Annotated in this window: 14 protein-coding genes; 5 read left to right on the forward strand and 9 right to left on the reverse strand. The window is 69.5% G+C overall.

The genetic code is table 11. The annotated features are described in order from the left end of the window. Positions 1 to 159: 159 nt before the first annotated feature. From V6V89_RS08950 to rpmH, 9 genes are all read right to left on the reverse strand, one after another. Positions 160 to 1,122, reverse strand: a complete 963-nt coding sequence (locus V6V89_RS08950; protein WP_334618533.1) for a hypothetical protein — start codon at positions 1,120 to 1,122, stop codon at positions 160 to 162. Positions 1,123 to 1,366: 244 nt separating this feature from the next. Then, entirely contained in the window at positions 1,367 to 2,374 is a 1,008-nt protein-coding gene (locus V6V89_RS08955) for a ParB/RepB/Spo0J family partition protein (RefSeq protein ID WP_334618535.1), read from the reverse strand. Further along, complete coding sequence (locus V6V89_RS08960; RefSeq protein ID WP_442935101.1) at positions 2,371 to 3,516, reverse strand: AAA family ATPase; 1,146 nt, start codon at positions 3,514 to 3,516, stop codon at positions 2,371 to 2,373. Before V6V89_RS08960 ends, V6V89_RS08955 begins: the two co-directional genes overlap by 4 nt. A 411-nt stretch (positions 3,517 to 3,927) precedes the next feature. After that, complete coding sequence (rsmG, locus tag V6V89_RS08965; protein WP_442935102.1) at positions 3,928 to 4,692, reverse strand: 16S rRNA (guanine(527)-N(7))-methyltransferase RsmG; 765 nt, start codon at positions 4,690 to 4,692, stop codon at positions 3,928 to 3,930. 1 nt (position 4,693) lies between these two features. Continuing rightward, the gene (locus V6V89_RS08970; protein ID WP_334618537.1) at positions 4,694 to 5,290 is read right to left on the reverse strand and encodes a Jag family protein; all 597 of its coding nucleotides are present in this window, start codon (positions 5,288 to 5,290) and stop codon (positions 4,694 to 4,696) included. A 170-nt stretch (positions 5,291 to 5,460) separates the two neighbouring features. Then, positions 5,461 to 6,462, reverse strand: a complete 1,002-nt coding sequence (gene yidC, locus V6V89_RS08975) for a membrane protein insertase YidC (RefSeq protein WP_334618538.1) — start codon at positions 6,460 to 6,462, stop codon at positions 5,461 to 5,463. Further along, positions 6,459 to 6,704 carry a membrane protein insertion efficiency factor YidD gene (yidD, locus tag V6V89_RS08980; protein ID WP_334618651.1) on the reverse strand — a complete coding sequence of 82 codons (246 nt, stop codon included), beginning with the start codon at positions 6,702 to 6,704 and terminating at the stop codon, positions 6,459 to 6,461. Before yidD ends, yidC begins: the two co-directional genes overlap by 4 nt. Before the next feature lie 19 nt (positions 6,705 to 6,723). Further along, the gene (gene rnpA, locus V6V89_RS08985) at positions 6,724 to 7,134 is read right to left on the reverse strand and encodes a ribonuclease P protein component (protein WP_334618539.1); all 411 of its coding nucleotides are present in this window, start codon (positions 7,132 to 7,134) and stop codon (positions 6,724 to 6,726) included. A 32-nt stretch (positions 7,135 to 7,166) separates the two neighbouring features. Continuing rightward, a complete protein-coding gene (gene rpmH / locus V6V89_RS08990; protein ID WP_265252925.1) occupies positions 7,167 to 7,304 on the reverse strand; it encodes a 50S ribosomal protein L34 in 138 nt (45 codons plus the stop codon). A 526-nt stretch (positions 7,305 to 7,830) separates the two neighbouring features. Here rpmH and dnaA point away from each other — a divergent pair. From dnaA to V6V89_RS09015, 5 genes are all read left to right on the forward strand, one after another. Continuing rightward, on the forward strand, positions 7,831 to 9,534 hold the full coding sequence (gene dnaA, locus V6V89_RS08995) for a chromosomal replication initiator protein DnaA (protein ID WP_334618652.1): 1,704 nt from the start codon (positions 7,831 to 7,833) through the stop codon (positions 9,532 to 9,534). A 585-nt stretch (positions 9,535 to 10,119) separates the two neighbouring features. Then, the gene (gene dnaN, locus V6V89_RS09000; RefSeq protein ID WP_334618540.1) at positions 10,120 to 11,253 is read left to right on the forward strand and encodes a DNA polymerase III subunit beta; all 1,134 of its coding nucleotides are present in this window, start codon (positions 10,120 to 10,122) and stop codon (positions 11,251 to 11,253) included. 43 nt (positions 11,254 to 11,296) lie between these two features. Next, on the forward strand, positions 11,297 to 12,172 hold the full coding sequence (gnd, locus tag V6V89_RS09005) for a phosphogluconate dehydrogenase (NAD(+)-dependent, decarboxylating) (protein ID WP_334618541.1): 876 nt from the start codon (positions 11,297 to 11,299) through the stop codon (positions 12,170 to 12,172). 3 nt (positions 12,173 to 12,175) lie between these two features. Beyond that, positions 12,176 to 13,303 carry a DNA replication/repair protein RecF gene (recF, locus tag V6V89_RS09010; protein WP_334618542.1) on the forward strand — a complete coding sequence of 376 codons (1,128 nt, stop codon included), beginning with the start codon at positions 12,176 to 12,178 and terminating at the stop codon, positions 13,301 to 13,303. Then, a complete protein-coding gene (locus V6V89_RS09015) occupies positions 13,284 to 13,853 on the forward strand; it encodes a DUF721 domain-containing protein (RefSeq protein ID WP_442935103.1) in 570 nt (189 codons plus the stop codon). The genes recF and V6V89_RS09015 overlap by 20 nt, the downstream gene beginning before the upstream one ends. Positions 13,854 to 13,875: the final 22 nt, after the last annotated feature.

Genomic DNA, 13,875 nt, shown 5'->3' on the forward strand with positions numbered 1-13,875 from the left:
GGCCTGGACTGAGCGCCGCGCCGACGAAGTCGGTGCGCGGCGCGAAGGAAGGCGCCGCCCTTCAGGCCCAGGGCCAACAAACCCCCTGCCCGCTTCCCCTGTACGACGCAGCGCCCCGCTTCCACGATGGAAGCGGGGCGCTCGTGTTCGCGGTGCGGGCTAGCCGACGGCCGGCGCGGCCGCCTTCTCGGCGGTCGTCGTGCTGGGCTTGCCTGCACTGTCCGGTGGGCCTTCGGCCGCGGCGCGTGGAGGAGGCAGCGAGCCGCTTTCGGACCCGGCCGCCGCGCCGTCAGCGACACCGTCGCTGTCACCGGCGGCCTTGCCCGAGGAGTCGACGGCTGTGTCGGGCGCGCTGGCATCGGCGCCCGGCTCAGCCTCGTCCGGCGAATCCGCGTCGTGGACGGACTCGGAGACAGGCTCATCTGGCGCCGCCTCGACGAGCGCCACCGACACGTCGTCTCCGAGGTCTTCGGTGTCGCGGGCCCTGGCTTCGGCCGCCGCCGCCTCTTCGCGGCCGGCCGCCTCGGCGAGGGTCGACGGGGCGTGCCACTCGATCCGCGGTGGCTCGGCAAGTGGCTTGCCACCGAACTCGGCGAGCCAGGCGGCGACGAGAGCGAGGTTTTCCCGCCACTGCGCTTCGGGGATCGGCGGCAGGATGTCGTCCCACAGCGAGAGGAACGTGCCGCGCAACTGGAGCCGTCCGTACGGGCGAGCCAGGAACCACATGTGCAGGTGCGCGGAGCCGTCGCCCCAGCGATTCACGTGGACCCGGGCGACGCCGTCGAGCGAGCGGACCGCGCGCTCCAGTCGCACCGTCATCACGCCGAGCTCGGCGGCCAACAGGTTGGGGAGATCGCCCAGGTCGAGGTGCGACCGGGACTCCAGGATGAGCACCATCGGCAGGCCCGTCGGGCGATCCATCGCTCGGACCCGCCACCGTTCGCTGACCCAGATGTACGCCTCATCGGGCGCGCTGCACGCGGAGCAGTCGGCGGAATCCTCGCCCTTACGGGAGGGCTCCTTCTCGACCGGATCATCGAGTTGCTTCACCCGCAGATCGCCCTCGAACGGAAATGAGGGCCACCGCGTGAAGTCGGGAAGAGAGGTGTGGGTGTCGGGCACGAGGCTGACACTAACGGGTTTCTCGACCGCTGTCGTTCCCCGTTTCGGGCGGACGACGAGGCGGTTGTCCACAGGCAACCATGTACTCCTACCGGCGGTTTCTCTGAATTTCGGCTCGACTGTGGATAAGTCCTGTGGATTAACTTCAGGGCGCCTCCGACGGCCGCCGTTTCACGTGAAACGGCGGCCGTCGGGGTTTCACGTGAAACCGCGACGGCCGCCGTTCAAGAGGCGCCTGGTTGGCCTACTCCTCGGGCTCGACTCGCTCGACGCCGATGATGCCGACGATCCGCTCCAGGTCGTCGACCGTGGCGAACTCGATCGTGATCTTCCCCTTGTTGCGTCCGATGTCGACCTTCACCCGGGTGTCGAACCGGTCGGAAAGCCGGTCGGCCAGATCCGTCAGTGCCGGGGCGTGGGGCCGGGCTCGCCGCTTCGGAGCCGCTTTCTTGGCGGGCCCATCGGCGATGGCCATCGTCACCAATTCCTCGGTGGCCCGTACCGAGAGGCCCTCAGCGACGATCTTGGTCGCAAGGTCTTCCTGAGCGTCGGCGTCATCCAGACCGAGCAGGGCACGGGCGTGACCGGCTGACAGCACGCCGGCGGCGACCCGCCGCTGGACCGGGCCCGGCAGGTTCAGGAGCCGCATCGTGTTCGAGATCTGCGGCCGGCTCCGGCCGATCCGCCGGGCCAGCTCTTCGTGGGTCGCCCCAAACTCCTCAAGCAGCTGCTGGTACGCGGCCGCCTCTTCGAGCGGGTTGAGGTTGACTCGGTGGATGTTCTCCAGGAGCGCGTCCCGGAGCATCGCGTCGTCCTTGGTCTCGCGGACGATCGCGGGGAGGCTCTCCCGGCCGACGGCTTGAGCGGCCCGATACCGCCGCTCGCCCATGACAAGCTCATACTTGCCGTCTTCGAGCTCGCGCACGACGATCGGCTGAAGGAGGCCGACCTCCTCGATCGAGACCTTGAGCTCCTCCAGGGCCTCCTCGTCGAAGACCTGCCGGGGTTGCTTCGGGTTCGGGACGATCGCCTCGAGCGGAACCTCAGCGAAGCGCGCTCCCGGCACCGGGGCGAGCCGGCTGTCTTCCCCCGCCGCCGGCGCCTCGACCGATGTCGGCTCCAGCTGAGCAGGCTCGGGAACGTCGGGCGGGCTCAGCGGCGGCTCCGCCGTCGCGACTGCCGCCTGCGGCGCTCCGGTGGGGATCAGGGCACCCAGCCCACGCCCCAGCCCGCCACGCGGACGGTTCTTCATGCCACGCCTCCCATTTTGACGCCACGCTCCGCGATCTCCTGGGCCGCCTCGAAGTAGCTCGTAGCGCCCCGCGAACCGGGATCGTAGGTCATGACCGACTGGCCGTAGCTCGGTGCCTCGGAGACACGGACGTTCCGGGGAATGACCGCCTGGAGCACCTTCTCGCCGAAGTGGTTCCGGACGTCCTGCTCGACCGCGTCCGCGAGGCGGGTCCGGCGGTCGTACATGGTGAGCAGGATCGTGGAGACGTCGAGCGTCGGGTTCAGGTGCTGGCGTACCAGGTTGATGTTGTTGATGAGCTGGTTCAGGCCCTCGAGTGCGTAGTACTCGCACTGGATCGGGATCAGCACCTCCTGAGCCGCGACCAAGGCGTTGACGGTCAGCAGACCCAGTGAGGGCGGACAGTCGATGAAAACGTAGTCGAACTTTTCCGGGTGCCCGGTGATGGCCCGGGACAGCCGGGACTCGCGGGCTACCACGGAGACCAGCTCGATCTCGGCGCCGGCGAGGTCGATGGTCGCCGGCACGCACCACAGATTGGGGATGCCCTCGACCGCCTGGGCCACCTCGACGAGCGGCACGTTGTCGATCAGGCAGTCGTAGACGTCAGGGATACCGGCGTGGTGCGGCACGTTCAGCCCGGTCGAGGCGTTGCCTTGCGGGTCCAGGTCGACGACCAGGACCCGGTTGCCGTGCAGGGCGAGCGCCACCGCCAAGTTCACAGTGCTCGTGGTCTTACCCACGCCGCCCTTCTGGTTCGCTACGCACATGATCCTGGGCCGGGCCGGGCGCGGCATGGTCACCTCGCCACTCGGATTCAGGATCTGCACGGCGCGCATTGCCTCCATAGCCAACGGTGGATCATCCTCTTCACGCGATGGGGTTTCACGTGAAACGTACGCGTCGGTCGCGCCTTCGTCCGTGAAGGTTCCGGATGACGGCGTGGGCGTGTCGGATCTGGGAGCGGTCCCGAGCGCTGGAGCGGTGCCTACGGCCGGCTGCGGCCGTGGTGCCGGCCGGCGGGACTCGGACTCAGGCGGCTGCCCTGGCGGCCGGCCCGGCGCGTTACCCGGGGTCTGATCGGGCGCCCGGGTTGGCGTGGGGGCCGGCGCCTGGGGTGGCGTCGGCGGCTGAGGCGGCATCGGCGTGGGCGCCTGGGGTGGCGTCGGCGGAGGAGAGGACGACGGCCCTGGCGGGGGCTGCGACGGAGAGGAGGCGCCACGCGGCTGCGGGACGGCGACCGGGTCGCCGTCGCCGCTCCGAGCGGAGAAACCCGGTCCCGCCGCAGAGCCTCGGCGCCCCACAGACCAGCCCTCGTACTCGGTTTCACGTGAAACGGCGGCGCCATTGTGCCCGTAGCCACCAGGCTGGCTCAGCCGAGAGTCGTCGTACCTACCGTAGTCATGCACCGTGTCATCCCTGCCCGCTTCGGATGGATCGGCAAACTCGCGCGGCCAGCCTACGGCCGTTGAGCGAAAGAGGCCATTGGAGTCCGACACATGAGCGCCACTGGCACCCGCATGCGGTACTAAAAAAGGAGAAAGCGGACCGCATCAGCGTCGGCGCGCCCGACGACCGTCCGAAGTAGACCCGGTACGTCCGGCCCGCGGCGCCTTCGACCGCCCGGTCGTGACCACCCGCTCGCGGACGATCTCCACCACGGTCACCGGCGGGTCGATCAGGCCGACCCCACAGCGCCTCACGACCGGCTCCCCGCCTCCCAGGCGGGCGAGCGCGTCTCGGTGCTCCGCCACCTCGTCGGCGGCCGAGGCGCCCTTGAGCGCGAGCAACCGTCCACCGACGGCGGCGAGCGGCAGGCACCAGCCGCCGAGCCGGTCGAGCGGTGCCACCGCGCGAGCCGTCACGACGTCTGCCGGCGGAAGCTCCTGGCTCTCCTCCGCGCGCGCCCGGACCACCGTGACCGCCTCGTCGAGGCCGAGCGCGGTCACCGCCTCGGTCAGGAAGGAAACGCGTCGCGCCAGCGGCTCGATCAAGGTGACGGCCAGATCCGGCCGGGCCACGGCGAGCACGATGCCCGGCAGGCCGGCTCCGGAACCGACGTCGACCACCGACACTCCGTGGGGGAGCAGCTCCACCACGGCCGCGCAGTTGAGCAGGTGCCGGTCCCACAGGCGTGGCGCCTCGCGGGGACCGATCAGGCCGCGAACCACGCCGTCAGTGGCGAGCAGGCCCGCGTACTCCGCCGCGAGGTCGAGCCGGTCACCGAAGAGCGCCTCGGCCGCGGTGCGAAGCTCCGCCGGAACAGGCAACGGCCCGGGCGGCGGAGCACCCGGGCCGAGTACTGGCTCATCAACCACGTCAGTCGACGGGGCGTACGACGATCCGCCGGCTGGGCTCGACGCCCTCCGACTCGCTCTCCACGCCCGCGATCGCGTTGACCACGTCGTGCACGCACTTGCGCTCGAACGCCGACATCGTCTCCAGGCGCACCGGCTCGCCGAACTCCTTGACCTTCTCGACGGCGTTCTTGGCGACGGCGGCGAGCTCCTTGCGGCGGCTGGCGCGGTATCCGCCGACGTCGAGCAGCAACCGGCTCGGGGTGCCGGTCTGGCGGAACACGGCCAGCCGGGTCAGCTCCTGGAGCGCCTCCAGCGTGGCGCCGCGCTGCCCGACGAGCGGCTGGAGCCGCCCACCGACCACCTCGACGACCGGCCGCCCGCTGGAGACCAGCTCGTCGATGTCGCCGTCGTAGTCGAGGATGTCGAGCAGGCCCTCTACGTAGTCCGCGGCGATCTCGCTCTGCCGGAAGAGGTCCGAGTCGCTCGTACCGTTCGCCGGCGCCTCGGCCTTCTCGGCCTCCGGCTCGTCGTCCTGCTCGTCGTCCTGCGCCGCCTCAGTGGCCGCCAGCTCCTCGTCGAGGGCCTGTTCCGTCTGGGGAACGCTGGTGTCCGTCACGGTGTCATCTCCGTACTCACTCGTCCGGACCGTCTCCGGTCCGGTGGTTTCCCGTGGCCGGCGGTGGTGGCCGGCGTGCCACGGGCACGTCTTTCGGTGCCGTCGCGAAGGTCGCGTTCAGGGGAGCGCCGCGGTGCCCGCCGGCGGCATTGGCGGCGGGCACGGTCGCGTCAGCCCTGGCGCTTCGCGGGGCGCCCCTTCTTCGGATTGACCGGCTTGGCGCCGGGCCGCGGTGCGAGGGCCTTGCCGTCGACGGCCGGCTTGTTCTCCGGCTTGTCCTTGTCGCCCTTGCCGCGGCTGGCGATGGCGGGCTTGGTGCTGGCGGCCTTGCGCGCGGCAGGGCCGGGCATCGGCTTGCCGTTCTTGCCGGTCATCACCGGCGGCGGGTACTTGCGGAGCACCCACTGCTGCTGGCCGAGGGTGAAGAGGTTGTTCGTGACCCAGTAGATGATGACGCCGATCGGAAAGATCGCGCCGGAGACGAGCAGCGATGCCGGGATGCCGTACAGCATCAGCCGCTGGATCATCCGCTGCTGCGGGTCTTCGGCCCAGCCGGTCTTGAGGATCATCTGACGGCTGGTCAGGTAGGTCGTCGCGATCATGATCAGGACCAGGATGCCCGCGATCACCTTGACGGTGGTGCCGTTGGCACCCATGTCGGTCAGTTCCTGGGAGGAGGAACCGAACTTGCTGGCGATCGGCGCGGTGAAGAGCTTCGCGACCGACGCGCTGTCGAACTGGTCGGCCGTCCACCCGTACAGGGTCTTGGCGTTCTCGCCCTTGTTCGGGTTGAGGCGGCGGAGCACGTGGAAGAGACCGAGGAAGACCGGGATCTGGAGGAACATGGGCAGGCAGCCCATGAGTGGGTTGGCCTTCTCCTTCCGGTACAGCTCCATCATTTCTTTCTGGAGCGTTTCCCGGTCACCCTTGTGCTTCTCCTGCAGCGCCTTGACCTGCGGCTGAAGCGCCTGCATGGCCCGCTGCGACTTGATCTGCTTCACGAAGACCGGGAAAAGGATCACCCGGACGGTGACGACCAGGAAGAAGATCGCGAGAATCCAGGCCCAGTTAGTCCCCAGCACCGTGTCTTCTGGGACGCCGATGGCGTCCCAGATCGAGTGCCAGGACAGCAGGATCCACGAGATCCCCCAGTAGATCCAGTCGAGACTCAATTCGGAGCTCCAGTCACGTCGGCAGGTCGGCGTCGGTCTGGCGCGGGCACCGGGTCGTACCCGCCGGGATGGAATGGATGGCAGCGCAGCAGCCGCCAGACCGCGAGGCGGGTCCCCCGGAGGGCGCCGTGCGTCGTGATCGCCTCGAGGGCGTACGCGCTGCACGACGGGTAGAACCGACAGCGGGCCGGCAGTGCCGGGCTTATCCAACGACGGTACGCGATGACGGGCGCGGCCAGCATTCGGGCTGCACCCCCAGGCTTACTCACGGCGGCCTCCGGAAGTACGCGGCGACCTGCGGGGCGAGCGGGCTGCGGCGAGTGCGGCGTCGAGGTCCACGCCCAACCGCGTGTACGGCTGGTCGGCGGCGGCTGGCAGCGCTCGTACCACCAGGGTGCTGCCAGGCGGCAGGTCGGCCAGCCGGTCGCGGACCAGGTGGCGAAGCCGGCGCCGGACCGTGTTACGCGTCACGGCGCCGCCGACGGCCTTGGACACGACAAAGCCGGCGCGGACCGGATGGACTCCGGAACGCACCGGCTCGTCAAGCTCTGCGAACCCGGCCTCGGGGACGGTCAGGTGGACGACAACGGAACCTCGACCGGCACGCCGCCCTGTGCGGATGGTGCTGGCGAAGTCGTTGCTGTGCCGAAGTCGATGCGCCGTGGCCAGCACGGCTGCCTCACCCCCTGGGCCACCTGTGCGGCTCAGGCCGACAGGCGGGCCCGCCCCTTGGAACGGCGAGCGGAGACGATGGCGCGGCCCGCACGGGTGCGCATGCGCAGCCGGAAACCGTGGGTCTTGGCACGCCGGCGGTTGTTCGGCTGATAGGTGCGCTTGCTCACGTCAGTATCTCCGTCTTCGTTGCGATCGTGGGCCCGGCCGAGCAAGACTGGCCGAGCACAGCATGCTCCGCCGGGCGACGGAGCAGCCGCTCAAGCTTACGCATGCCAATTTTGATCGTCAAACACGGCAGGGGGGACACGCCGTACCCGCCGGGTCACTCCATGCGCTGGCCCCAATGCACCGTTTAGCGGCCTCCGAGAACCAACCGGTGTGGACAACGGTTGAAGGGTTGTGGACAACGCTGTTAGCGTGCCCGATTGCCGGTCGGTGTCAGGGGGTTTCTGTCGCTACATATCGGTGCAAAACCGGGCGAGGTGGTCAGTCGTTCGGCACGGTGTGGCCGCAGTAGCGTCACCGCAGGCCGAACAAGATCTGGCGCGCTTCACGCGGGGGAGCCACAAGCGGTCGGTACACAGGCTGTGGACAAGTTGTGGACAACGAACCGCGGCGACAACGACCGGATTGTGACTCGGAGGCGAAGGGGGTGGCGCGACGGTGGCTGACAACGACCTGGCCGTGGTCTGGATGGCGGCGACCGAAGAGCTGGCCGACGAGATCGTCTCGGCACAGCAGCGCGCCTACCTCCGGCTGACCCGGCTGGGCGCCATCGTCGAAGACATCGCCCTGCTGTCCGTACCGGACGCGTTCACCCGGGACGTGATCGAGTCCCGGCTCCGCCCCGCGATCACCGACGCCCTGTCCCGCCGGCTGGGCCGCCCCATCCAGGTCGCGGTGACGATCCGGCCACCGGAAGACGGGCAGGGCCGCCCGTCCGGCACGATCTATGGCAGCCCCGCGAGCGCACCGGTCGCCGAAGACAGCTTCGCGGAGCCGCCGAGCGGCTCGGCACAGAAGTCCGCGCCGGCATCCGTTTCGGCGGCAGCGGCCGTACCGGTCAACATGGATCCGCGGCAGGACCAGGAGCCGCTGTTCGCCGCACCGCCCGCCCACCCGCGCACCGAGGCTCCGCCGGCCGACCCGTACGCCTATCAGGGCGAGCGCCGCGAGCCCGACCGATACCACGAACTGAGCGGCCGCGACGAGCCGACCGGTGAGTTGCGTCACGTCAGCGCTCCCGACAGCGGACCCGGCCGTGCCGCGGCGCACCCCGACCGGGGCACCGCTGTGGTGGACCCGGCCGGCCAGCCACACGCCGAACGGCGTCCCGGCGCCGGCCCGGGTGCGGGCGCGGAGACGGCGGGCAACCGGCTCAACCCGAAGTACATGTTCGAGACGTTCGTCATCGGGTCGTCCAACCGGTTCGCCCACGCCGCCTCGGTAGCGGTCGCCGAGTCGCCGGCAAAGGCCTACAACCCGCTGTTCATCTACGGCAGCTCCGGGTTGGGCAAGACACACCTATTGCACGCGATCGGCCATTACGCGACCACGCTCGGCAACGCGCGCTCGGTGCGGTACGTCTCCACCGAAGAGTTCACCAACGACTTCATCAACTCGCTGCGCGACGACAAGACGAGCGCGTTCCAGCGGCGGTACCGGGATGTGGACATCCTCCTGATCGACGACATCCAGTTCCTGGAGAACCGGGAGCGGACTCAGGAGGAGTTCTTCCACACCTTCAATACGCTGCACAACGCGAACAAGCAGATCGTCATCACGTCCGACCGGTCACCGAAGCAGCTCGCCACGCTCGAAGACCGGCTGCGGACCCGGTTCGAGTGGGGCCTGCTCGCCGACATCCAGCCGCCCGACCTGGAGACGCGGATCGCGATCCTCCAGAAGAAGGCCGCGCAGGAGCGGCTGTTCGCGCCGCCCGAGGTGCTGGAGTTCATCGCGTCGCGGATCTCCAACTCGATCCGCGAGCTCGAAGGCGCGCTCATCCGGGTGACGGCGTTCGCGTCGCTGACTCGGTCGCCTGTGGAGTTGTCGCTAGCCGAGGAAGTGCTGCGCGACTTCATCCCGGACGGCTCGGGGCCGGAGATCACCGCCGATCAGATCATGGTGTCCACCGCCGACTACTTCGGCGTGAGCCTCGAAGACCTGCGCGGCCACTCCCGCTCCCGGGTGCTCGTCAACGCCCGCCAGGTCGCCATGTACCTCTGCCGCGAGCTGACCGACCTGTCCCTGCCCCGCATCGGGCAGGCCTTCGGCGGCCGCGACCACACCACCGTCATGCACGCAGACCGGAAGATCCGCCAGCAGATGGCGGAGCGTCGCTCGCTGTACAACCAGATCGCCGAGCTGACCAACCGGATCAAGCAGAACTCCTGACGTTTCCTCCTGAGCAGAGTTGTCCACAGGCTGTGGACAACTCCTGTGGGAACCGCTGTGGACGTGTACGCCAGGTAACGAGTCTGTCCACTGGCAAAGTCGCAAGTGTGTACAGCGTGTTGAAGGTTCTGGGGACAACTCGTTGGGGGGACCGCGCCACGCTTCCCACAGCTGGGGAGAAACCCAGGGGATAACCGGTGGATTACCGGTGGATGACGGTGGACAAACCTTGGCAGATCGCGAACCTGTGGACCGGGAGGCCACTTCTGGGCAGGGTTCTCCACACCTCGCCCACCCGTGGATAACCCCGTGACCAGCACAGACTCCGGCTCTCCACAGTTCGCACAGGACCGATGAAGACGATGAGTCTGTTCCTCTAAGAAGAGTCCAAACCCAATCATCACGCTGGGGACAACAAACCGGAATTCAGGGCCGGCGCCGCCGTGGTCGACCACGGCTCCTACCCGATCGGAGAGTTGCCGAATCCAACGTGCCAAACCCCAGGGGTCGGCGCACGCGATCAAGCAGGGAGCCCCTATCGTCGTTAGGGCGGTTCTGCCCACCAGTCGACGCGGAGGCACAGGCATGAAGTTCCGAGTCGAGCGCGACGCGCTCGCCGATGCTGTGGCGTGGACGGCGAAAAGCCTGCCCAACCGGCCTTCGGTGCCGGTCCTCGCCGGAGTGATGCTGCGGGTCACCGATGGCCAGCTAGGTGTCTCCGGCTTCGACTACGAGGTGTCCAGCCAGGTCAGCGTCGATGTCCAGGGAGACGCCGACGGCGCCGCTCTGGTTTCCGGTCGCCTGCTCGCTGAGATCACCAAGGCACTGCCTGCCAAGCCCGTCGACATCGCCGCCGTCGGCGCCCACCTCGAGCTGGTGTGCGGCAGCGCGCGGTTCACCCTGCCCACCATGCCGGTCGAGGACTACCCGACCCTCCCGGAGATGCCCGCCAGCGCCGGCACCGTCGACGCCGCTGCGTTCGCCGCCGCCGTCGCGCAGGTGGCGGTCGCCGCCGGGCGTGACGAGACGCTGCCGATGATGACCGGCGTGCGGATCGAGCTGAACGGCAGCAGTCTCGCGATGCTCGCCACCGACCGGTACCGCCTCGCGATGCGCGAGATGCAGTGGCGCCCGGACGACCCCGAGATCAGCCTCAACGCGCTCGTGCCGGCGCGCACGCTCGCCGACACCGCCAAAACCCTCGGCCCGCTGGGCGGCGACGTGACGCTCGCGCTCGCCCACGGTGGTGCCGGTGAGGGGATGATCGGCTTTGCGGGCGGCACCCGGCGCACCACGAGCCGGCTGCTCGACGGCGCCAACTACCCGCCAGTACGCTCGCTCTTCCCGGCCGCGCACAACGCCGACGCCCGCGTGACCGTGGCCTCGCTCAACGAGGTGGTCCGCCGCGTCGCGCTGGTCGCCGACCGCACCACCCCGGTGCTGTTGAGCTTCAGCGATGAGGGCCTGGTGGTCGAGGCGGGCGGCACCGAGGAGGCGCGCGCCAGCGAGGCCATGGAGGCCACGTTCACCGGCGAGCCGCTGACCATTGGCTTCAACCCGCAGTACCTGCTCGACGGCCTCGCCGCGGTAGGCTCGCAAAACGCCGTGCTGTCGTTTGTCGACGCGTTCAAGCCTGCCGTGATCTCACCGGCGGGTGATGATGGTGAGATCATTCCGGGCTACCGGTATCTGATCATGCCAATCCGGGTAACCCGCTGAAGGGCGGTTCGGTGGGCAGCCCGGAAGCAAAGGGGACGCGACAATGCAGCTAGGGCTGGTGGGGCTCGGCCGGATGGGCGGCAACATGCGTGGGCGACTGCGCGCCGCCGGGCACGAGGTCATCGGGTACGACCGCAATCCTGAGGTCAGCGACGTCGACAGCCTGACCGGGCTGGTCGAGCGGCTTCCGGCGCCACGGGTGGTCTGGGTCATGGTGCCGGCCGGCGTGACCGACGCGACGATCGACGAGCTGGCCGCGTTGCTCAGCGAAGGCGACCTGATCATCGACGGGGGCAACTCGCGCTTCAGCGACGACGCGCCGCGTGCGGAGCGCCTCAGCAAGCTGGGCGTCGGATACATGGACGTCGGCGTCTCAGGCGGCGTCTGGGGCCTGGAGAACGGGTACGCCCTGATGGTGGGTGGCGACGCCGAGCAGGTGGCCCGTCTCGCCCCGATCTTCGACGCGCTCAAGCCGGAGGGACAGTTCGGCTTCGTGCACGCCGGGCCGGTGGGCGCCGGGCACTACGCGAAGATGGTCCACAACGGCATCGAGTATGGGCTGATGCACGCGTACGCCGAGGGGTACGAGCTGCTGACGAAGTCAGAGCTGATCACCGATGTGCCCGGTGTCATCAAGTCGTGGCGGGAGGGCTCGGTCGTCGAGTCGTGGCTGCTCGACCTGCTCGACCGGGCACTCGACGACGATCCAGCCCTCGCCGGCCTGAGCGGTTACACGGAGGACACCGGCGAGGGTCGGTGGACCGTCGAAGAGGCGATCCGGCTGGCCGTGCCGATGAACGTGATCGCCGCGTCGCTGTTCGCCCGGTTCGCGTCTCGCCAGGACGACTCGCCGGCGATGAAGGCGGTGGCCGCGCTGCGCAACCAGTTCGGCGGCCACGCGGTCCGCAAGTCCTCGTAGCGCATGTACGTCCGCCGGCTGGAACTCGTCAACTTCCGCTCGTACGAGCGGGTGGAGGTCGACTTCGAGCCGGGCGGATCGGTGCTCGTCGGCGCGAACGGTGTCGGCAAGACCAACCTGGTCGAAGCGTTGGGATACGTGGCGACCCTGGGCAGTCACCGGGTCGCCACCGACGCCCCGCTGGTGCGGGCCGGTGCCGAGTCCGGCGTCATCCGGTGCGCGATCGTCCACGATGGACGTGAGCTGCTGGTCGAGCTGGAGATCGTGCCGGGACGCGCCAACCGGGCCCGGATCGGCCGGTCGCCGGCCCGTCGAGCGCGCGACGTGCTCGGCGCGTTGCGGCTGGTGCTCTTCGCGCCCGAAGACCTGGAACTGGTGCGCGGCGATCCCTCCGAGCGCCGGAAGTACCTCGACGACCTGCTGGTCGCCCGGCTGCCCCGGTACGCCGGGGTGCGGGCCGACTATGAGCGGGTCGTCAAGCAACGCAACGCTTTGCTGCGCACCGCGTACCTGGCGCGCAAGACCGGCGGCACCCGCGGCGGTGATTTGTCCACACTGGACGTGTGGGACACGCACCTGGCCCAGCACGGCGCGGAGCTGCTTGCCGGCCGGCTGGAGTTGGTCGCCGCACTGGCGCCGCACGTGACCAAGGCATACGACGCGGTGGCGGCCGGCAGGGGCGCGGCGGCCATGACGTACAAGGCTTCCGTGTCCGTCGAGACCCCAGACCGCACCGCGATCGAGGCCGCTTTGTCAGCGGCGCTCATCGAGGCACGTTCGTCCGAAGTGGAGCGTGGTGTGACGCTGGTCGGCCCGCACCGCGACGACCTCACGCTGATGCTGGGGGAGCTGCCCGCCAAGGGATACGCGAGTCACGGCGAGTCCTGGTCGTACGCGCTGGCGTTGCGGCTGGCCGCGTACGACCTGCTGCGCGCCGACGGCATCGAGCCGGTACTGGTGCTCGACGACGTCTTCGCCGAGCTCGACACCGGCCGGCGGGCCCGACTGGCCGACCTGGTGGGTCAGGCGAGCCAGTTGCTGGTCACCTGCGCGGTGGCCGAAGACGTGCCGGAAGCCTTGCGTGGCAGCCGGTTCGAGGTGTCGGAGGGCGGTGTCCGGCGTGTCCACTGAGGAGGGACAGGACAAGGCTGGCCAGCAGGGTCCCGAGCTTGCCCGCGCGGTACTGGATGCGGCACGAGCCAGACGTCAGGCGGCCGCGGCGCATCGGCGTACCAAATCCGCTGACGGGGAAGCGGGCCAGGCGGCTGCCGACGGCGCGCCCACCCGCCGGCGGCTGCGCGGCTATTCCGGCCCTGGGCCGGACCCGCGCGACCCGCAGAAGTTCGGCGACGTGCTCTCCCGGCTGGTCAAGGCGCGCGGCTGGCAGGGGCCGACTGCCGAGGCGACCGTCTTCGGCGCGTGGGAGCGGGTGGTCGGGCCCGACGTGGCCAAGCACAGCCGCCCTCTCAAGCTCGAAAACGGCGAGCTGACCGTCGAGGCGGAGTCGACGGCGTGGGCGACCCAGCTGCGATTGCTCGCCGCCTCGCTGCTGCAACGGATCGCCGCGGAAGTCGGCCACAACGTGGTGCTCAAGCTGCATGTTCACGGTCCATCCGCACCCTCGTGGTCCCGAGGACCCCGGCGGGTGCGGGGGCGTGGCCCGCGAGATACGTACGGCTGACCGCGGCGGCCCGGCGCAGCCG

Origin of the sequence: Micromonospora sp. CPCC 206061, assembly GCF_036906915.1 — a bacterium.
Lineage (GTDB): Bacteria > Actinomycetota > Actinomycetes > Mycobacteriales > Micromonosporaceae > Phytohabitans.